Origin of the sequence: Brachybacterium sp. UMB0905, assembly GCF_002871795.1 — a bacterium.
Taxonomy (GTDB): domain Bacteria; phylum Actinomycetota; class Actinomycetes; order Actinomycetales; family Dermabacteraceae; genus Brachybacterium.
In genome coordinates, this window is the sequence record NZ_PNHL01000005.1 from 1 (window position 1) to 19,429 (window position 19,429).

The window sequence follows — 19,429 nt, forward strand, 5'->3', positions numbered from 1 at the left end:
AGGGAGCGGGTCACGCAGACCCCCACCAGCACAATGGTGGGAGCGTCGCGGACCCGCTCCCTTTCTCATACCCGAAAACACTCGTCCGCAACAGATGCGCCGTGACAGGCAGGAGTTTCACCCAGGCGGTCCCAGTTTCACAGTGACGAGCGGCGGTCTCAGAGGGACGGGCAGCAGCTTCACGATGCCAGGCAGCAACGTCGGCACCGCATCTTGCGTCGCGCACGCTGCATGCGCCAGGCCACGCCCCGGGCACGTGGTGGACTCGCCTTTCCCGGCCACGCTTGAGCATGATCCACCATCTACCCCGGAGTACCGCGGGCCCGAGCCCGCATATGCCGCTGAGACCCGCACTACGCCGGGGTAAGTGGCGGGCAGGACGCTGGAAGACCAAGCTGGCGAACCCAGGGGCGGGAGGGCCCAGTGGAAGAAAGTGGGGGCGGGAGTGTGCAGCGGGAGAACGCAGTGTGAGGGAGGGTGCAGCGGGGGATTTGCCAGGGGCGGGAGGGCTTAGCGGGGGAGCGCCCGGGAGCAGGAGGGCCTGCGGGAGACGTGGGGCTGGAGTGTGGCGAGGGGGAGCTCAGTCGAGCACAGGGTGCGAGCGCCGCAGGCATCGCTGAGTGATATCGCTGAGTGATGGGGATGCTGCGTCGGTGGATTGTCCTCGCTGATGGCGCAGCTGCGAGGGTCGTCACCTCTACGCAGGGTTCTGCCGTGAAAGCTGTCACGGATCCGCCAGCTACTGGCAAGTCAGCTGTCGTGGGTCCCGTACGCTCACAGGACAACGGTATAGGGCGAGCAGAGACGGAACTTCACGTGGCTGAACACAGGCAGGACGACGATCACCGAGCCCCGCGCGAGCGGGAGCATCGGGCTGCTCGCCGCCCCGCCGGGAAGTCCCCACGCACGGGCTCGCACTCCGGACGCCAGGATCACCGGGCAGGCCGTAACCCGTCGCGTCGCGAAGACAGTTCCTCGCGGTCTGATGGCGGCGGCGAACGTCGGGACGGTTTTGGCCCACGACGCGATGAAGGCAAGCCGCGTCGAGAGGGCTACCAGGACCGCACCACGCGCCGTGACGAGCAAGGTGGGCGGTGGGAGAACTCCGGCCGTCCCCGCGAGGACCGAAGTGGTCGCTGGGAGAAGCCCGGCCGCTCCCGTGACGACCGCGGCGGTCGCTGGGAAGGCGCACGACGCAGCCGCGACGACCGCGGGGGGCGGAGGGAGAATTCCGGCCGTCCCCGCGAGGACCGGGGCGGGCGCTGGGGCGATCGCGACCGCAACCGGGGTGAGCGGGGTACGCAGCTCGACAATCGCGGACCCCACCGTGAAGACCGTGCGCCTCACCGTGATGACCGTGGTCGCCGCCGCGAGGATCGCGCGCCGCGTCGCGATGACCGCGGATACCGCGGTGACGACCGGCGGGCCCACCGCTCGCGCGAACGCTACAACGACCGGAGCACCAGCCGGCCCGGACAGGACGCACGCGCGGATCGTCCCTTGGAACCGCGCACCCTCGATGGCGTGACCGGTCGGGAGCTTGCCGCCGAGACCTACGACGAACTGCGCGGACTCAGCAAGGAGACTGCGGAACGCGTCGCCCGGCATATGGTCTCCGCATACCTGCTCGAAGCCGAGGATCAGGAGACCGCTCAGGCTCACGCCCGCTTCGCCGCGCGCCTCGGCGGACGCGTCGGCGTCGTCCGAGAATGCTTCGGCATCATCGCTTACAACGCCGGTGACTACCGCACAGCAGTGCGGGAGCTGCGCACCGCGATGCGGATCACGGGCCGCGTGGATCTGCTGCCCCTGCTCGCCGATGCCGAACGTGGACTGGGCCGACCAGAACGCGCCCTGGACATCGCCGCCTCCGACGACGCCGCGGCCCTGTCCGTCAGCGAATCGATCGAGCTGATGATCGTCGTGGCCGGCGCCTATGCCGACACCGGCGATATCGAGACTGCGCTGCGCACCCTCGAGACGCCCGCTCTGCGTCACAAGGTCGACGGGAAATGGCAGGTCCGCCTTTGGGTCGCCTACTCCGACCTGCTCGACCGGGCCGGACGCAGCGAAGAGGCACGCCGCTGGCTGACTCTCGCCGCCGACGCCGACACCGACGGCATCACGGACGCCGGCGAGCGCCTGGGGCGCCCCGCCTCGGTCGTCCCTGCGGATCCCACCTGGGAAGACGACGAGCAGGTCAGCGTCCTGGACACCTACGATCCGGATGCCGATGCGGCCGACGCCGAGGTGGCAGAGCCGGACGCAGGGGAGTCGGTGACAGCCGACACCGACTCGCCGGAAACTAACAGCGAGTCCACGGAAACTGACACCGAATCGACGGAAACCGGCGCCGAGACGACAGAGACGGACCGGCGGGCAGATGAGACATCCGGCGCCTCGCCGACCGTCTCCGAGCCGACTGCCGCTGAGCAGACTGCCCCCGATACAGCTGCCCCTGAGACCGCCGACGCCGATACTCCGGCCGTCGACCCTGCTGAGGAGCGCGTGTGATCCGCCGTCCCGACCCCTCGCTGCTGGACCTGTACGACACCCTGCTGCTGGACCTCGACGGCACCCTCATGCACGGCGGCAATCCCATCCCGCACGCCGCCGAGGCCGTTCAGCGCGCCCGCGAGGCCGACCGCACCATCGTCTTCGCCACCAACAACGCGTCCCGCACCCCGCAGCAGGCCGCCGAGCACCTCGCGCACGTCGGCGTCACAGCGCATCCGGCAGAGTTCGCGACCTCCCCGCAGATCGCTGCCCGCCTCCTGGCCGAGCAGCTCGAGCAGGGACAGCACGTCCTCGTCGTCGGGGGGCCGGCCCTCGCCAGCGAGGTGCGCGCAGCCGGCCTCACCCCCGTGGAACGCGATAACGATGACGTCGCCGCCGTGATCCAGGGCTGGTCCCCGGAGCTCGGCTGGTCGCATCTGGCGGAAGGGGCCTACGCGATCGCCCGCGGCGCCCTGTGGATGGCCACCAACACCGACGCCACCCTCCCCACCGAACGCGGTATGGCCCCCGGCAACGGCTCCCTCGTCGCTGCCCTGCGCCACGCCACCGGCCAGGAGCCGATGGTCGCCGGCAAGCCCGGGCCCGGGATGTTCCGCCTCGCAGCCGAGAGCCACGGTGCCCGGCGCCCCCTGGTGATCGGCGACCGGCTCGACACCGACATCGAAGGTGCCGTCCGCGCCGAGATGGACTCCCTGCTGGTCCTCACCGGCGTCGACACAATCGAGACTGCCCTGCGCGCCGACGCGATCCGTCGGCCCACCTATGTGTTGCCGGACCTCTCTGGCCTGCATGCCCCCTTCGTGCTGCCCGTCGTGGACGGCACCGCCGCCCGCTGCGGCGCCACCGGCGCGGACCTCGCCGGCGATGATCTGCACCTGCGCGGGGAGCTCAGCGATGCGCGGGTGGTCGCCGCGGCCTTGGCGCTGCTGCGTCGGCACTATCCCGAAACCGCCTTCACCGGCCGCATCCTGGGGCCCGACGGCACCGAGACGGTGCCGCTGCCGCGGTGAGCACCCAGCGACTGGACGTCGCGCTGCTCGCGGCGGGCCTCGCCCGCTCGCGCACCCACGCCCGGCGCATCATCGAGGAGGGCCGCGCCCGCCTCAACGGCACCGCACCCACCCGGGCTGCCACCCCGGTGCCTCGCGGCGCCCGCCTGGAGGTCGTCGACGTCCCCGACGGCATCGAGTACGCCTCCCGCGCCGCCCACAAGCTGCTCGGCGCACTGGACGCCCTCGGCCTGGACCCGGCCGGGTTGAGTTGCCTGGACGCCGGTGCCTCCACCGGCGGGTTCACCGATGTTCTGCTACGCCGTGGCGCAGCGCATGTCCTCGCCGTCGACATCGGCCACGACCAGTTGGCCGAGCATGTGCGATCCGATGCGCGGGTCAGCGTCCACGACGGCACCAGCGTGCGCGACCTCACCCCCGACCTGCTGGGGCAGCGCGTCGACCTCATCGTCGCGGATCTGTCCTTCATCTCCCTGCGCACCGTGCTACCCGCCCTCGCCACCGTGCTGCGACCCCGCGGCGAGCTGCTGCTCATGGTCAAACCCCAGTTCGAGGTGGGCCGACAGGCCCTGCCGAAGTCCGGTGTGGTCACCGACCCGGCGGCGCGCCTCCGCGCCGTCGAGGGGGTCGTGGAAGCTGCCGCGCACGAAGGGCTCGAGCTGCTGGCCGTCGGCCCCAGCACCCTGCCCGGACAGGACGGGAACCACGAGTACTTTGTGCATCTGGCCCCTGGCGGCGCGCGGTCCGCTCCCGCGGCCCAGGCCTGTGACATGATCAGGACTGCCGTGCATGACCAGCGCCCGATGCGCCGCGCTGACCTGCCCGCCCAGCAGCGCATGAGCGACCGCGCGACCATGACCAGCACCGACCAGCAGCACAGCGATGAGGGGGACTGAGCGATGCGACGCTTCCTCCTGTACGTCCACACCGGACGCGCCGCCGCCCTGCAGGCCGCCCTCAGCGTCCTCGAGGAGCTGCGGCTGCGGGGCGTGCGCGGCGTGATCATGCAGCAGCAGTCCCAGGAGATCCTCGCCCTTGGCCCAGACCTCGCGCCCCCGCGCCTGCAGAGCTTCCTCACCAGCGGCGCAGTGGACATCATCGATGCGGACGCGGCCCCGGGCGACATCGAACTCGGCATCGTCCTGGGCGGCGACGGGACCATCCTGCGTGCCCTGGAGGCCGTCCGCGACGTCGACGTCCCCGTGCACGGGGTGAACCTCGGGCACGTCGGCTTCCTCGCCGAGAGCGAGGTCGAAGATCTCTCCATCACCGTGGCCCGGCTGCTGGATGGCGACTACGAGATCGAAGAGCGCAGCACGCTGGAGATCACCGTGCTGGATGCCGACGATGAGCCCGTCGCCCATCACTGGGCCCTCAACGAGGCCTCCCTCGAGAAGGCCGACCGCCAGCGCATGATCAACGTCGCTATCGAGATCGATGGCCGCCCCGTCTCCTCCTTCGGCTGTGACGGTGTGCTGATGTCCACCCCCACCGGCTCCACCGCTTACGCCTTCAGCGCCGGTGGGCCGGTGGTGTGGCCCGAGGTCGATGCGATCGTGCTCGTGCCCCTGGCAGCCCACGCCCTGTTCGCCCGCCCCCTCGTGCTGGGTCGCTCCTCTGTTGTCGCCGTGGAGATGACTCTGGACAATCGCGAGGAAGGCGAGCTGACCCTCGACGGTCGCCGCACAGAGTCCATTCGCGCCGGCATGCGGATCGAGGCGCGGCTGTCCCCCAACTCCGTCACGCTCGCCCGCCTGGCCCCGACCCCCTTCGCCGACCGCCTGGTGGAGAAGTTCCAGCTGCCCGTGGTGGGCTGGCGGGGCCGCGGTCCCCGCACCCGCTGAGGCCGGCCCAGCATGCTGTCCACGCTGCGCATCCGCAACATCGGCGTCATCGACGACGCCCTGCTCGAGTTCGGACCCGGCTTCACCGCCCTGACCGGCGAGACCGGCGCCGGCAAGACCATGATCGTCACGGGCCTGACCATGCTGCTGGGCGCCCGCCTGGACCGCGGCCGCACCCGCGAGGCCTCCACCGTGGATGGCACCCTGTCCCTGACCGGCCACACCGACCTCGCCGCGGCCCTCGACGAGCTGGGCGCCGAGGAGGAGGACGGGGAGGTGCTCGTGGTCCGACGGGTCACCCGTGACGGCCGCTCCCGCGCCCAGCTCGGCGGGGTGCCCATCCCCATCGGCACCCTCTCCCGCCTGGTGGGCACCGCCGTCACCGTCCACGGCCAGTCCGACCAGCAGCGCCTGCGCGACCCCGATGCGCAGCGCGAGGCCCTGGACCGCTTCGCCGGAAACGACGTCGCAGAACCGCTCGAGCGTCATCAGCGACTGTGGCGCGAACGCGGCAGCCTCGCCGCACGGGTCCAGGAGCTGCAGGAGCTGCTGGCTGAGCGGGACCGCCGCGGCACCGCCCTGCGCGAGGCCCTCGAACGCCTCGAACAGGCCGACCCCCAGGCGGGTGAGGACGCGGCCCTGCGCACCGAGATCGAACGGCTCGGCAATGCTGAGGAGCTGCGCGGTGCCGCCGCCCAGGCGGCCCTCGCCCTGGTGGGGGAGGACGACGGGCCCGCCGCCGGTGCACTGGTGGACATCGCCTCCCAGGCCGTGGGCCGCGCCGCCCGCACCGATCAGACCCTTGCCCCGCTCGGCGAGCGACTGGATGCCCTGCGCATCGAGATCAGCGATCTGGCCGCCGAGCTGTCACGCTACGCCGAGGACATCGACACCTCTCCGGGCCGTATCGCCGCAGCGAATGAGCGCCTCCACGAACTGACCGTCCTGGTGCGGGAGCTCGGGCCATTGCTGCCCGGTCCCGATGGGCCCGCCGAGAGCATCAGCGAGCTGCTGGAGACCTCCCGCGGCGCCGCCGCCGACCTCGAGAGCTACGACGGGGCTGAGACCGAGCTCGCGAGCGCCCGCGAGCGCCTCGAGGAGCTGAACTCCGAGCTGGAGGAGACTGCCGCCGCGCTCACCGCCGCTCGCACTCGCGCCGCCGAGGCCCTCTCCCAGGCGGTGCAGGAGGAGCTGCGGCACCTGGAGATGCCCGATGCGCGTTTGCAGGTCGAGGTCGCTGAACACGCGCCCCGCTCCCACGGCCGCGATGCGGTGGCGATCCTGCTGGCTCCCCACCCCGGGGCGGAGCACCTGCCGGTCGCGCAGGCCGCCTCCGGCGGTGAGCTCTCCCGCGTCATGCTCGCCCTCGAGGTGGCGCTGGCCTCCTCCCGCCGCGACCGCAGTGCCGCCCCCGTGTTCGTGTTCGACGAGATCGACGCCGGGATCGGCGGGCGCGCCGCCCTCGCCGTCGGCCAGCGCCTGGCCCGTCTGGCCCGCCACGCGCAGGTCATCGTCGTCACCCATCTGCCGCAGGTCGCCGCGCACGCCGGCACTCACCTGCAGATCGTGAAGACGACCGACGGCACCGCGACCAGCTCCACCGTTGTCACCCTGGATCGGGCCGCACGGATCCGGGAGCTCGCCCGCATGCTCGCCGGCGATGACGCCTCCGATGTTGCCCTCGCCCACGCTGAGGAGCTGCTGGATGAGGCCGGGCCGCGGGGGCGCGCATGAACCGCACCGACCTCCCACAGAGCGTCACCGGCACCGCCCGGCTCGGCAAACGCACCAAGGACCTCACCAAACGCCTGCAGCCCGGCGACATCGCCGTCATCGACCATGAGGACATCGACCGCGTAGCCGCCGAAGCGCTCGTGGATCGTCGCCCCGCGGCGGTGCTGAACGCCGCCGCCTCCACCTCTGGGCGCTACCCCAACGCCGGCCCGCAGATCCTCGTGGACGCCGGGGTGCTGCTCGTCGATAACCTCGGCGCCGCCGTGTTCGAGGACCTCCACGACGGGGAGCACATCACCGTCGACGGCGCGAGCGTCCATCACGAGGACGGCGAGGTGGCCCGCGGCACCCGCCAGGACCCCGAGACGATCGCCGCCGCGCTCGAGGCCGCCCGCGAGGGTCTGTCCGAGCAGCTTGAGCTGTTCGCCCAGAACACCATGGAGTACATGCTGCGCGAGCGGGACCTGCTGCTGGACGGCATCGGAGCCCCGGATGTGCGCACCCGCCTGGAGGGGCGCCCCGTGCTGATCGTGGTGCGCGGCTACCACTACAAGGAGGACCTGGCGACCCTGCGCCCCTTCCTGCGGGAGAACCGCCCGGTGATCATCGGGGTGGACGGCGGGGCCGATGCGGTCATCGAGGCCGGATTCCATCCCGACATGATCATCGGCGATATGGACTCCGTCTCGGATCGAGCCCTGCGCAGCGGCAGCGAACTGGTGGTCCACGCCTATCGCGACGGGCGCGCCCCCGGCATGGAACGCCTCGAGGCCCTGGGTCTGGCGAAGAATGCGATCGCCTTCCCTGCTTCCGGCACCAGCGAGGACATCGCCATGCTGCTGGCTGATGAGAAGGGCGCGAGCGTCATCGTGGCCGTCGGCACCCACGGCACCCTCGAGGAGTTCCTGGACAAAGGCCGTGCCGGTATGAGCTCCACCTTCCTCACCCGGCTGCGGATCGGCTCGAAGCTCGTGGACGCCAAGGGCGTCTCCCGCCTGTACCGTCAGAGGATCTCCACCTTCCAGCTGGTGCTGCTGGCCCTGGCCGGGCTGGCGGCCCTCGCGGTCGCGCTGTGGGCCACCCCGGGCGGGCAGGCGCTCGTCCAGATCCTCGGGGCCCGCATCGATTCCGTGCTGTCCTGGTTCACCCTGCTGTTCTCACCCCGGCCCCCCGGGTCCTAGGAGGCCCCGATCCCGTGATCGACTTCCGCTATCACCTCGTCTCCCTGATCTCGGTGTTCCTCGCGCTCGCCGTGGGCATCGTGCTGGGCGCCGGCCCGCTGCGCGAGAACCTCGGCGACCAGCTCGCCGGGCAGGTCGAGCAGCTGCGCACCGAGGCCGAGCAGCTGCGCAACGACAAGGAGGACCTGGCCGCACGCAACGATCAGCTGACCACCTTCATCGCGGAGGCGGGGCCCCAGCTGGTGGACACCACCCTCGAGGGGCGGCACATCGTGGTTCTCACCGACGGGGACGCCACCCGCACCGCTGTGGAGCGGATGAACGGCCTGCTCGATGAGGCTGATGTCGCCTCCCGCGCCGAGGTGCGCCTGCGCAGCAGCCTGTGGGATCCCGCCGAGGCGCAGACGCGGGCCGAAGCACTCGAGCAGATCCGGGCGATCGCCCCCGCCGTGCTGCCCAGCTCCGATGCCGGAGCGCTGACCGACCCGGCGCTGCTGGCCGGGACCATCCCCACTCTGCTGGACCCGGAGCCGGCTGAGCCGCTTCCCTCCGAGCTGCGCTCCCAGGTGTGGCAGGTGCTGATCGACCTGCAGCTCGTCTCGATCGTCGGCGATCTGCCCGAGCGGGTGGACGGCATCGTCGTGGCCGCCGCTTCCCCCGAGGAGCTTGCCACCGGGCAGGACGAGCAGGCGGCCGCCGAGCAGTCCCAGAACCTCCTGGGCGCCCAGACCGCCCTGGTCGATGCCCTGGCCGGTGCGCAGCTGCCCACGGTGGTTTCCGCCGTCACCCCCGATAACGACGGCTCCACCGGCATTCTGCGCACCGTGCGCGGCAATGACGCCGGGCAGGTGCTGTCCACGACGGACCGACTGCAGGAGCCCGATGGGCCGCTGCTGAGCATCCTCGCGCTGGTGGAGCAGACCCGCGGCGGGAACGGCGCCTACGGCACCACGGTCGATGCCGACGCCCGGATGCCCGAGCTGCCCGAGACCGTAGCCGTGAGCGGGCAGGACGCCCAGAATGCGCAGGACGGTTCCGCACCCTCCGACGGCGGGGGAGAGGGCGGCGCCGATCGTGACGACACGGCCGACGGGGGCGAGGGATGATCCGCACCCTCGCGCGCGAGCTGCGCCGCACCAACTATGCCGGGCGTGAGGTGACCCTGCTCGAAGGGGCCCTGGTGATCGCCTCGACCAGCGCTCTGGCCTGCCGCGGACCCCAGCGCCGGGACGCCGTAGTGCTGCTCGGAATCGGCGCCCTGGGGCTCGCCGATGACCTTCTGGAGCCGCATCAGCGCCGCGCCGGACGGGCCACCGCCAAGGGGCTGCGGGGGCATCTGGGCCAGCTGCGCCGCGGACACCTCACCACCGGCGGGGCGAAAGCCCTGGGCATCCCGGTGCTGGCCCTGCTCGGGGCGGTTGGCGCTCCGGCCCCGCGCAGCGGCGGGATGATCCTCGCCGATGCCGCGCTCGCCGCAGGCTGCGCGAACCTCGTGAACCTCCTGGATCTGCGGCCTGGCCGCGCCCTGAAGGCGACGCTGCCCGCGGCGGCGCTGCTGGCAGCCCCCGCCAGCCGACCCGGCGCCGATACGGACCGCAGCGCCTCCGGCCGCATCCTCGCCACCGCCGCGCTGCTGCCGGGACTTGCCGCCCTGCCTGCTGATCTGGCTGAGCGCGGCATGCTCGGCGATGCGGGCGCGAACGTGCTCGGCGCTGCTGTCGGCACCGCTGCCGCGCGTCGGCTGCCCGTCCCCGCTCGTCTGCTCGCCCTCACGACCGTTCTTACCCTCACCCTGATCAGCGAACGCGTGTCCTTCAGCGCCGTGATCGACCGGACCCCGGCACTGCACGCCCTGGATCAGCTGGGCCGGCGCCGAGGGCCCGCCGCGACGGAGGAGACCTCGTGAGCGCCCCCGCGACCCCGGATCCGGCCGACCCGGCAGCGGTGGCATCCGGCCGCCGGATCGGCCGGGCGGTGCTGCGCGGCGCCGGGGTGATCCTCGTGGTCACCATCCTTGCGCGCATCGCCGGATTCGCCCGCTACCTCGTGTTCGGGGCGAGCGTCGGCGCGGGGGACGTCGGCACCGCCTATGCGACCGCGAACCTGCTGCCCAATGTGCTGTTCGAGATCGCCGCAGGTGGGGCGCTCGCCGCCGTGGTGGTGCCGCTCGTGGCAGGACTGATGCCCGAGCGGGACGGCACGGAGCAGGTCACCGGCGCAGCACCTGATGCTGCCGCTCCCCGCGATGGCCGCGCCCTGGCGGATCGCATCATCTCCGCGCTTCTGACCTGGACGCTGCTCGGAACGGGAGTGCTCACAGCCGCGCTCGTGCTGCTGGCCGATCAGCTTGCGACCCTCCTGCTGGCCTCCGATGGGACCGTGGGCGTCGCCCTCGGGGCGACGCTGCTGCGGATCTTCGCTCTCCAGCTGCCGCTGTACGGCATCTCCGTGGTCCTCGGCGCCTACCTCCAGGCCCGCAAACGCTTCCTGTGGCCAGCGATGATGCCGCTGCTGAGCTCCCTGACCGTCATGATCGCCTACCGCGCCTACGCCCACCTCGTGCCGCCCGTGGCGACCACCGCGACGATCGACCCCGCGGCGGTGGCCTGGCTCGGCTGGGGCACCACCGCCGGGGTCGCCGCAATGGCACTGCCCGTCCTGATCGTCTCGCTGCGTGCCGGACTGCGCCTGCGCCCCACCCTGCGCATGCCCGGCGGGTATGGCCGACGCGCCCTGGCCCTGGGAGGTGCCGGCGTCGGAGCCGTCGGTGCCCAGCAGCTCGTGCTGGCCCTGGTGATGCTGCTGGCCATGCGCGCCGGCGGTGTCGGCACCCTCCCGGTGTTCCAGTACGCCCAGGCGCTGTACCTGCTGCCCTTCGCGGTGCTCGTGGTTCCGCTGGTCACCGCGGTCTTCTCGCACCTGTCGGAGATGCGTCTGGTCAGCGACCGCACCGGCTTCTCCCGTATCGCGGCGATCTCCGTGCGCACCGTCATCATGGTCAGCGTCATCGGGGCGGCGATGCTCATCGCCGGTGGCCCCGCCCTCGAGCAGTTCTTCCGCATCGTGGACCGCGCCGGCGCCGCCGGGGTGGGGGCCGCGACCGCCGGGATGGGGCTGGGCCTGATCGGCTATGCGACCACCCACCAGTGCACCCGCATCCTCTCCGCCGCGCTGCGGGCGAAGGATGCGCTGCTGGTCGGCTCGGTGGGATGGGCCGTCGCCGCCGGGCTGATCGTTGTGCTGGTGCTGGTCAGCCCTACCCGCTCCGCGGCGGAGGCCGCGACGGTCTTCGCGCTGTGCATCGGCGTGGGGATGGGCGTGGGCGGGCTCGTGGGGCTCATGCGCATCGCCGACATCCTCGAGCTCGGCGGGCACCTCGCCCAGGTGCGCCGCTGCGCCCTCGTGGTCCCCATCGCGCTGGCCACCGGAGCGGTGCCCGGACTGCTGCTGGGCCGCGCCCTCATCACCACCGACACAGGGGAGATCGGTGCGGTCCTCAGCGGTATCGCCGCCGGACTGCTCGCCGCGCTCCTCAGCGCCGCGGTGATGGTCCTCGCGGACCCGTCGCTGATCCGTCAGGTCCGTGGCCGCCTGCGCCGCCGCCACGAGCAGGACCCCGCCACCGCCGAGGAGCTGGACCCGGGCGAGGCCGCATGAGCATCCTGGTGGTGCGACCGCGCGCGAGCGGGGGACTGGCCGCCCACGTGGACCAGGAGCTCGCCGTGCTGCGCCGCGCCGGCGTGGATGTGCGCGAAGCGGCCGTGACCATTCGCGAACGCCCCCACCTGCGCGAAGACGCCCGTACCATCCAGGCGCTGCGCCGCCAGGTCGCACAGACCCCCGGGCCCGTGACCGTCCACGCCCATGGACTGCGGGCCGGGGCTCTTACGGCCCTGGCCCTGCCCAGACGGCGCCACCGCCTCGTCGTCACGCTGCATAACCTCCCCATCGGCTCCCGCGCCACCCGCCTGATCGGCACCGCCCTGCTGCGCATCCTCGCCCGCCGGGCCGATGCTGTGCTCGCCGTCTCCCCGGACCTCGCCGCGGCCGCGCGCGCAGCCGGTGCGCGGGAGGTCCACCACGCCGTGATCCCCGCCCCCGCGCGAGAGCACCGCAGCGACGCGCAGAGCGCTGCCCTACCGGTCTCTCCCACGGACGACGCCCCCGCGGTGGACAGGGGGCACGGGGAGCCCGGACACCCCGCTGGTCCGGCGCCGACGGAGGCGCTGCGCGCCCTGGTCATCGCCCGCCTGGCCCCCCAGAAAGGCCTGGACACCCTCCTGGACGCCGCCGCGCTGCTGCACCAGCCGCCGCACCGCCACGAGCCCGACGCCCCGCCGCGTGTGCACATCGACATCGCCGGGGACGGTCCGCTGCACGATCAGCTCGCCGCTCGCATCGCCCGCGAGGACCTCCCCGTGCGGCTCCTGGGCCGCCGCGAGGACATCCCCGCGCTGCTGGCCTCGAGCGACCTCGTGATCTCCGCCGCCCGCTGGGAAGGGCAGCCCGTCTCCCTGCAGGAAGCGCTGCAGGCCGGACGGGCCATCGTCGCCACCGACGCGGGCGGCACCCGCTGGGTCACGGGCGGCGCCGCCGCCCTGGTCCCGGTGGGGGATGCTCCCGCGCTCGCCGCTGCGATCCGCGCGCTCGCCGACCCCGACGTGCGCCGACACGCCGAAGCCGCCGCCCGCCGCCGCGCCCGCGACCTGCCCGATGCGGAGGATCTGCTCGGCCAGCTGCGGACGGTGCTCACGCCGTCCGGGGCTGACCTGATAGGTTGACAGTCCGTGGCAGATACCAGCGCGAACACCCCCACGCCCACCACCGGCCCTCTCCCGCGGATCAGCGCCGCCCCCACCAAGCCGTTCCGAAATCCCGGCGCGACCAAGCACATCTTCGTCACCGGCGGGGTGGTCTCGAGCCTCGGCAAAGGCCTGACCGCCTCGAGCCTCGGCATGCTGCTGAAGAACCGTGGACTGCGCGTGCGGATGCAGAAGCTGGACCCGTACCTCAACGTCGACCCCGGCACCATGAACCCCTTCCAGCACGGCGAGGTGTTCGTCACCGACGACGGCGCCGAGACCGACCTGGACATCGGGCATTACGAACGGTTCCTCGACGAGAACCTCACCGCCGATGCGAACGTCACCACCGGCCAGGTGTACTCCACCGTCATCGCCAAGGAACGGCGCGGCGAATACCTCGGCGACACCGTCCAGGTCATCCCCCATATCACCGGGGCGATCAAGGACCGCATGCGCGCCCAGGCCGGGGAAGACGTCGACGTGATCATCACCGAGATCGGCGGGACCGTCGGCGACATCGAATCCCAGCCCTTCCTCGAAGCCGCCCGCCAGGTCCGCCAGGACGTCGGCCGGGATGACGTGTTCTTCATCCACGTCTCCCTGGTGCCGTTCATCGGCCCCTCCCAGGAGCTCAAGACCAAGCCCACCCAGCATTCCGTGGCGGCGCTGCGCTCGATCGGCATCCAGCCCGATGCGATCGTGCTGCGCAGCGACCGGGAGCTGCCCGCCTCCGTCAAAGCGAAGATCTCCTCGATGTGCGACGTGGACCTCGATGCCGTCGTCACCTGCCCGGACGCCCCCTCGATCTACGACATCCCGCGGGTGCTGCACGCCGAAGGGCTGGACGCCTACGCGATCCGCCGCCTGAACCTGCTCAGCCGCGATGTGGACTGGACCGCCTGGGAAGACCTGCTGCAGCGCGTCCACCACCCCGCCTACGAACTGACCGTTGCGCTGGTGGGCAAGTACATCGACCTGCCCGACGCCTACCTCTCCGTGACCGAAGCGCTGCGCGCCGGAGGGTTCCACCACGGCGCCCGCATCCACCTGCGCTGGGTGCAGGCCGATGACTGCACCACCCCCGAGGGCGCCCGCGAGCAGCTGAAGGACGTCGATGCGATCGTCGTGCCCGGCGGCTTCGGGATCCGCGGCGTCGACGGGAAGATCGGCGCCCTCCACCACGCCCGCACCCACCGCATCCCCACCCTCGGCCTGTGCCTGGGCATGCAGTCCATGGTGATCGAGCACGCCCGGCACCAGCTGGGCCTGCTCGTCGCGAACTCCACCGAGTTCGACCCGGAGACCACCGACCCGGTGATCGCCACCATGGCCGAGCAGCGGGACATCATCGCCGGGGAGGGGGACTTGGGCGGCACCATGCGCCTGGGCACCTACGCGCATCACCTGGCCGAGGGATCGCTCGCCGCCGACACCTACGGCAGCACCGAGGTGTCCGAGCGCCACCGCCACCGCTACGAGGTCAACGATGCCTACCGCGCCCGGCTCGAGGAGACGGGCCTGAAGATCTCCGGCACCTCCACTCTCGAGGACGGTCACGAGCTGGTGGAGTTCGTCGAGCTCGACCGCAGCGAGCACCCCTACTACATCGGCACCCAGGCCCATCCGGAGCTGCGCAGCCGCCCCACCCGCGCGCATCCCCTGTTCGCCGGGCTGATCGGCGCGGCCCTGCAGGCGCAGATGGACACGCGACTGCTCGAAGTCGACCCCGAGCCCGCCGAGCCCCTGCGCTTCAAGGAGTGAGACGATGACCGACCAGACCAGTCCCGAGCCCGCCCTGGAGACGGGCGCTGCGCTGCGCGACGAGGTCGGGCGGCGTTCCGTCGCCGCCCGACGCACCCTCCACGAGGGCATGATCTTCGACCTCGTGCGCGACACCGTCGACTTCACCGCCGAGGTCCGTTTCGACCGCGAGTACCTGTGCCACACCGGGGCCGTCGCCGTCCTCGCCCTGGACGAACAGGACCGCGTGCTGCTGATCCGGCAGTACCGCCATGCCGTCGGCGCGACGCTGTGGGAGATCCCCGCCGGGCTGCTGGACCGGGACGGAGAGGCACCGCACCGCGCTGCCCTGCGCGAGCTCGCCGAGGAGGCGGGGGTCAGTGCCACCGCCCTGCGCACTCTGGTGGATCTGCGTCCCTCACCCGGCGGCAGCGACGAGGTGATCCGCGTCTACCTCGCCACCGGCCTCACTGCGGCCACGCTGGACTTCGAGCGCACCGACGAGGAGGCGGAGCTCATCACCGCCTGGGTGCCGCTGCAGGAGGCCATCACCGCGGCGCTCGATGGCCGGATCACGAACGCCACCACTGTCAGCGCCTTGCTGACGCTGGCTGCGGTGCGTTCCGGGGAGGGCATCGCCGCCCTCCGCCCGGCCGATGCACCCTTCCTCGAGCGGCCCGGGCGCGACTGACCGCCCCGCTCAGGGGGCGTTCGTCGCGGGAGGAGCAACGTCCTCGAGCATCGCCCGATGGATGACGGGGGCGGACTGCTCCACCTGCCAGGGGCGCGCCCCCAGCTGCTGCAGCGCCGCGGCGACCTCCTCTTCCGCGCCGGCGCCCTCGTGCTCCCACACCCAGTGCCGCAGCAGTCCCGGCTGCAGCAGGTTCTCGCTGGGCAGCTCGAGGTCCTCGGCCCGCTGCGCGACGGCCGCGCGCACCGCCCGGTAGCGCTCGGCCACCTCCGGATACTTCTTCGACCACAGCTTGTGCGGCGGGGGATAGGACCGCTCGGACCGTGCGGGCAGATGCGCCTCCGGCAGCTCCACCCCGCTGCGGGCCGTCTTCCACCACTGGTCCTTGGCCCGCATCGCCTTCGGCAGCGCCCGCTCAAAAGCCTCCCGCCCCCGCGGAGCCTCCTTCGCCGCAGCCACCAGATCCCGGTCCCGGATCACCCGATGCGGGGACAGATCCTCGCGCGCAGCGATCTCATCGCGCCGCGTCCACATCGCGCGCGCTGCCGCGAGCTGCCTCGGTGACTTCAGCGCCCCCAGACCGTGCAGCCCCCGCCAGCTCGCCGAGCGCGTGGGCCCCGGCTCATGGGTGCGCTCATGCTCGAACTCCTGCTGCGCCCACGCGGTCTTCCCCGCCTGTGCGAGACGCTGGGCGAGCACATCCTTGACCTCGATCAGCACCTCCACATCCAGCGCCGCGTACACCAGCCAGCTCTCCGGCAGCGGACGCTGTGACCAGTCCGCGGCAGAATGCTCCTTCGCCAGGCGCAGCCCCAGGGTGTCGGCGACCACGGCGCCCAGCCCCACCTTCTCCATCCCCAGCAGGCGCGCCGCCAGCTCGGTGTCGAACAGCGATGCGGGCACAAGCCCCAGCTCCGCCAGGCTCGGCAGATCCGCCCCGGCCGCATGCAGCACCCATTCACGCTGCCCGAGCAGAGTCTTCAGACCCTGGGGGATCGTGAAGGCCAGCGGGTCGATCAGCGCGGTGCCCGCGCTGGCGGTGCGCAGCTGGATGAGGTAGGCGCGGGCGCTGTAGCGGTAGCTCGAGGCACGCTCGGCATCCACCGCCACCGGTTCCTGCGGCGCACGTGCGGCGGCCTCGCACCACGCGCGCAGCGGCTGGATCCGGTCGATCACCGGCACGAGTCCATCGCGCGGCGCCGTGAGGTCCCGCAACACCGGGGAGTCAGGGGAGCCCTGCGAGTCAGGGGAGTTCTTGGGGATGCTCTGCTCTGCGCTCACGCGAGCCCCTCATCGGCAGCGGCATGCGGGGCGCGTGCCCGGTGCGTCGGCGCGATCGGCGCGATCCGCGGAGGCGCTGGCGGCAGACCACCTGCGGCCGCGAGCATCGCCGTCCAGGCCGCGAAGTGCGGCCCCAGCTCCACGGTCCCGGCCGCATCCGGCTCCGGGGTCCAGGAGATCCGCATCTCCACATCCACCGTGGAGGGGCGCCCTGCAAGCGCCCCATAGGACTGGGAGACAACCCGCGTGGCGGTGCAGCCCAGCTCCCGGGCGTCAGCATCATGCAGCTCGAGCGACTCGGTCACCCACGACCACGCCACATCCCCCAGCATCGATTCGATCGCGAACTCGGGCTCCAGCTGTGCCTGCACCAGCGCCACCATCCGGAACGTCCCGTCCCAGGACTCCTGCCCGGCCGGGTCGTGGAGGATCACGAGGCGTCCCGATGAGAGCTCCTCGTCATGGACCGTGATCTCGCCTGTGCACGCCCACGTCGAGGGCGCCATCCGGGACGGCGCAGGAATGGTGCGCCAGACCATCTCGGGGCGCAGCGGCGCCGCGATCATCGCATCGATCGCGGCGGTGAAGGCGTCATCACCGGAGCGGATTCTATGGACGGACACCCTGCGAGGCTATCCGCGCACCCTCGCGCTCCCGCTCAGGCGCGCCGTCGTGCCCGCCGGGTGCAGGGACCACAGCGCGCTGACAGCCCTCGTGAGGCTCCGCGCCTCGGGGTGAGCGGCTCAGGCGTCGTCGCTGTGCCGCAGGGAGATCGAATTGATGCAGTACCGCTGATCGGTGGGAGTGGGAAAGCCCTCTCCCTCGAACACATGCCCCAGGTGGGAGCCGCAGCGCGCGCACCGAACCTCGATCCGGCGCATCCCCAGCGAGGTGTCCTCCAGCAGCTCCACCGCCGCAGAGTCCGTCGGCGCCCAGAATGCGGGCCAGCCGCAGTGGGCATCGAACTGGGTGTCCGCGGTGAACAGCTCTGCCCCGCAGGCCCGGCAGGCATAGGTGCCCGCCTCACGCACCTCCTCGTACTCCCCGGTGCCCGGACGCTCCGTGCCGCCCTCGCGCAGCACGTGGAACTCGGCGGGGGAGAGGCGTTCGCGCCACTGCTCGGCGCTGAGCGCCACCGGGTAGGAGGAGGAACCGATCTGCTCGCTGCTCATGGGGCCGATGCTATCTGGCTTGCCGTGCTCACGACTTTGCCGTCCTCACTGCATTGCCGCCCTCACTACACTGCCCGCTATGAGCAGCGAACCCACGCCCCAGCGCCCTCCCGGGCTGCTCCAGCGCGCACTCACCAGCCCGCCGATCCGGCCCGACCTCGCCCGCTGGCATGAGGTAGCGGTGATGGGTGCTATCGGCGCTGCGGCGGCGTTCACACTCAGCGGCGGCCTGCTGACTCTGGGCGCGCGCGTCATGGCGCGCCTGCCCCTGGTGCCCCGCGAGGGTCTGCGCGGCCGCCCCGACCTCACCGTCCGCGCTGTCCACGAGGACCGGGTGCACCTGGATGCGAACCCCACCTCGTTGCGCGGAGGCGTCATGGCGCTGCGGCAGAACACGGGCACCGCGCATGTGCGGCTCGGCGAGGTCATCGGCCACCCCACACCCCGCACGGTGGCGCGACAGATGCTCGCCGCGGACACCGATGTGCCGCTGGCTGTGGACCGGGCGACCTCGAACGGTTTTTTCTGGGCCGGGGACCCGCGCACCGCGCACGGACTGCCCACGACCGAAGTGCATATCGAATCCCCGGTGGGGCACATGCCCGCCTGGCTGGTCCGTCCTGATGCGGTGCGCGGCGCGGCCGATGGTCACGCGGACACCTGGGCGATCCTCGTGCACGGGCACGGATCCGCCCGCGGGGAGGCGCTGCGCGTGATCCCCCTGCTGCACCGCCTGGGGCTCACCAGCCTGGTCATCACCTACCGCAATGACGCCGGGGCCCCGGCCTCCGCGGACCGCATGCATCACCTGGGGTCGGCGGAATGGGAGGACACTGAGGCGGCGATCGAGTTCGCCCTGGCCCACGGCGCCCGTCGAATCCTGCTGATGGGCTGGTCGATGGGTGGCGGGATCGTGCTGCGCACCTCCGTGCGCTCAGCGCACCGCGAGCAGATCGCCGCGCTCGTGCTCGACTCCCCAGCCGTGGACTGGCAGGACATCCTCATCTACCACGCGACCGCGCTGAAGGCCCCGGCACCGATGCGGCGCCTGGCCCTGTGGATGATGACCTCCCAGATGGGCGCGAGGATGGTGCGCCTGCACGAACCGCTCGCCCTGCATGAGATGACCCCCAGCTACTACGCTGAGCATCTGCGCCACCGCACCCTGCTGTTCCACGCCATGGACGATGCCACCGTCCCGCCCGAGCCCAGCCGACTGCTGGCCGCCCGCCGCAAGGACCTCATCGAGTACGTGCCGGTCGACGGCGCCTCCCACACCCGCGAGTGGAACCGGGACCCCGCCCGGTACGAGCGGCGCCTGGCGGACTTCCTCATCGATGCCCTGGACCTCGAGGACGTCGGCGAGATCAGCTTCCCGGTCCGCGATCCCGCCGCGCCGGCCCTCGAAGGATCCATCGGCCTGCGCCTGTGACGCGGTTCCGCGGGGGAGAGCT

At 72.0% G+C, this 19,429-nt stretch carries 16 protein-coding genes; 13 read left to right on the plus strand and 3 right to left on the minus strand.

The genetic code is table 11. The features are described 5' to 3' along the window. Positions 1-1,524: 1,524 nt before the first annotated feature. The 12 genes from CJ197_RS05695 to CJ197_RS05750 are packed head-to-tail and all read left to right on the plus strand — an operon-like array spanning position 1,525 to position 15,522. Entirely contained in the window at positions 1,525-2,514 is a 990-nt protein-coding gene (locus CJ197_RS05695; protein WP_233190664.1) for a hypothetical protein, read from the plus strand. Next, positions 2,511-3,527 (plus strand): HAD-IIA family hydrolase, encoded by a 1,017-nt coding sequence (locus CJ197_RS05700; RefSeq protein ID WP_102235788.1) that lies wholly within the window; start codon positions 2,511-2,513, stop codon positions 3,525-3,527. Before CJ197_RS05695 ends, CJ197_RS05700 begins: the two co-directional genes overlap by 4 nt. Next, the gene (locus CJ197_RS05705) at positions 3,524-4,423 is read left to right on the plus strand and encodes a TlyA family RNA methyltransferase (protein ID WP_102235789.1); all 900 of its coding nucleotides are present in this window, start codon (positions 3,524-3,526) and stop codon (positions 4,421-4,423) included. The genes CJ197_RS05700 and CJ197_RS05705 overlap by 4 nt, the downstream gene beginning before the upstream one ends. A gap of 3 nt (positions 4,424-4,426) precedes the next feature. Next, the gene (locus tag CJ197_RS05710) at positions 4,427-5,371 is read left to right on the plus strand and encodes an NAD kinase (RefSeq protein ID WP_102235790.1); all 945 of its coding nucleotides are present in this window, start codon (positions 4,427-4,429) and stop codon (positions 5,369-5,371) included. Between the two features lie 12 nt (positions 5,372-5,383). Beyond that, complete coding sequence (gene recN, locus CJ197_RS05715; protein WP_102235791.1) at positions 5,384-7,105, plus strand: DNA repair protein RecN; 1,722 nt, start codon at positions 5,384-5,386, stop codon at positions 7,103-7,105. After that, complete coding sequence (gene steA, locus CJ197_RS05720) at positions 7,102-8,286, plus strand: putative cytokinetic ring protein SteA (RefSeq protein WP_102235792.1); 1,185 nt, start codon at positions 7,102-7,104, stop codon at positions 8,284-8,286. Before recN ends, steA begins: the two co-directional genes overlap by 4 nt. 14 nt (positions 8,287-8,300) lie before the next feature. Further along, a complete protein-coding gene (locus CJ197_RS05725; protein WP_102235793.1) occupies positions 8,301-9,392 on the plus strand; it encodes a copper transporter in 1,092 nt (363 codons plus the stop codon). Continuing rightward, the gene (locus tag CJ197_RS05730; RefSeq protein WP_102235794.1) at positions 9,389-10,192 is read left to right on the plus strand and encodes a hypothetical protein; all 804 of its coding nucleotides are present in this window, start codon (positions 9,389-9,391) and stop codon (positions 10,190-10,192) included. Before CJ197_RS05725 ends, CJ197_RS05730 begins: the two co-directional genes overlap by 4 nt. Next, complete coding sequence (gene murJ, locus CJ197_RS05735; RefSeq protein ID WP_233190665.1) at positions 10,189-11,943, plus strand: murein biosynthesis integral membrane protein MurJ; 1,755 nt, start codon at positions 10,189-10,191, stop codon at positions 11,941-11,943. Before CJ197_RS05730 ends, murJ begins: the two co-directional genes overlap by 4 nt. Further along, entirely contained in the window at positions 11,940-13,067 is a 1,128-nt protein-coding gene (locus CJ197_RS05740) for a glycosyltransferase family 4 protein (RefSeq protein WP_102235795.1), read from the plus strand. The genes murJ and CJ197_RS05740 overlap by 4 nt, the downstream gene beginning before the upstream one ends. A gap of 6 nt (positions 13,068-13,073) precedes the next feature. After that, positions 13,074-14,852, plus strand: coding sequence for a CTP synthase (locus CJ197_RS05745; RefSeq protein ID WP_102235796.1), 1,779 nt, complete (start codon positions 13,074-13,076; stop codon positions 14,850-14,852). Between the two features lie 4 nt (positions 14,853-14,856). Beyond that, positions 14,857-15,522, plus strand: a complete 666-nt coding sequence (locus CJ197_RS05750) for an NUDIX hydrolase (protein ID WP_102235797.1) — start codon at positions 14,857-14,859, stop codon at positions 15,520-15,522. 9 nt (positions 15,523-15,531) lie between these two features. Here CJ197_RS05750 and CJ197_RS05755 read toward each other — a convergent pair whose 3' ends face one another. The 3 genes from CJ197_RS05755 to msrB form a co-directional block, all read right to left on the minus strand. After that, positions 15,532-16,803 (minus strand): HRDC domain-containing protein, encoded by a 1,272-nt coding sequence (locus CJ197_RS05755; RefSeq protein ID WP_158239384.1) that lies wholly within the window; start codon positions 16,801-16,803, stop codon positions 15,532-15,534. Beyond that, entirely contained in the window at positions 16,800-17,426 is a 627-nt protein-coding gene (locus CJ197_RS05760; RefSeq protein WP_102235798.1) for a DUF3000 domain-containing protein, read from the minus strand. The genes CJ197_RS05755 and CJ197_RS05760 overlap by 4 nt, the downstream gene beginning before the upstream one ends. Positions 17,427-17,546: 120 nt before the next feature. Continuing rightward, on the minus strand, positions 17,547-17,975 hold the full coding sequence (msrB, locus tag CJ197_RS05765; RefSeq protein ID WP_102235799.1) for a peptide-methionine (R)-S-oxide reductase MsrB: 429 nt from the start codon (positions 17,973-17,975) through the stop codon (positions 17,547-17,549). Positions 17,976-18,054: 79 nt separating this feature from the next. Here msrB and CJ197_RS05770 point away from each other — a divergent pair, with 79 nt between their 5' ends. Next, complete coding sequence (locus CJ197_RS05770; protein ID WP_102235800.1) at positions 18,055-19,407, plus strand: S9 family peptidase; 1,353 nt, start codon at positions 18,055-18,057, stop codon at positions 19,405-19,407. The last annotated feature ends 22 nt before the right edge of the window (positions 19,408-19,429 follow it).

Coding starts and splice junctions, on each gene's coding strand:
- CJ197_RS05710 (WP_102235790.1), top strand. CDS start 4,427: ATGCGACGCTTCCTCCTGTACGTCCACACCGGACGCGCCGCCGCCCTG.
- recN (WP_102235791.1), top strand. CDS start 5,384: ATGCTGTCCACGCTGCGCATCCGCAACATCGGCGTCATCGACGACGCC.
- steA (WP_102235792.1), top strand. CDS start 7,102: ATGAACCGCACCGACCTCCCACAGAGCGTCACCGGCACCGCCCGGCTC.
- CJ197_RS05730 (WP_102235794.1), top strand. CDS start 9,389: ATGATCCGCACCCTCGCGCGCGAGCTGCGCCGCACCAACTATGCCGGG.
- CJ197_RS05740 (WP_102235795.1), top strand. CDS start 11,940: ATGAGCATCCTGGTGGTGCGACCGCGCGCGAGCGGGGGACTGGCCGCC.
- CJ197_RS05750 (WP_102235797.1), top strand. CDS start 14,857: ATGACCGACCAGACCAGTCCCGAGCCCGCCCTGGAGACGGGCGCTGCG.
- msrB (WP_102235799.1), bottom strand. CDS start 17,975: ATGAGCAGCGAGCAGATCGGTTCCTCCTCCTACCCGGTGGCGCTCAGC.
- CJ197_RS05770 (WP_102235800.1), top strand. CDS start 18,055: ATGAGCAGCGAACCCACGCCCCAGCGCCCTCCCGGGCTGCTCCAGCGC.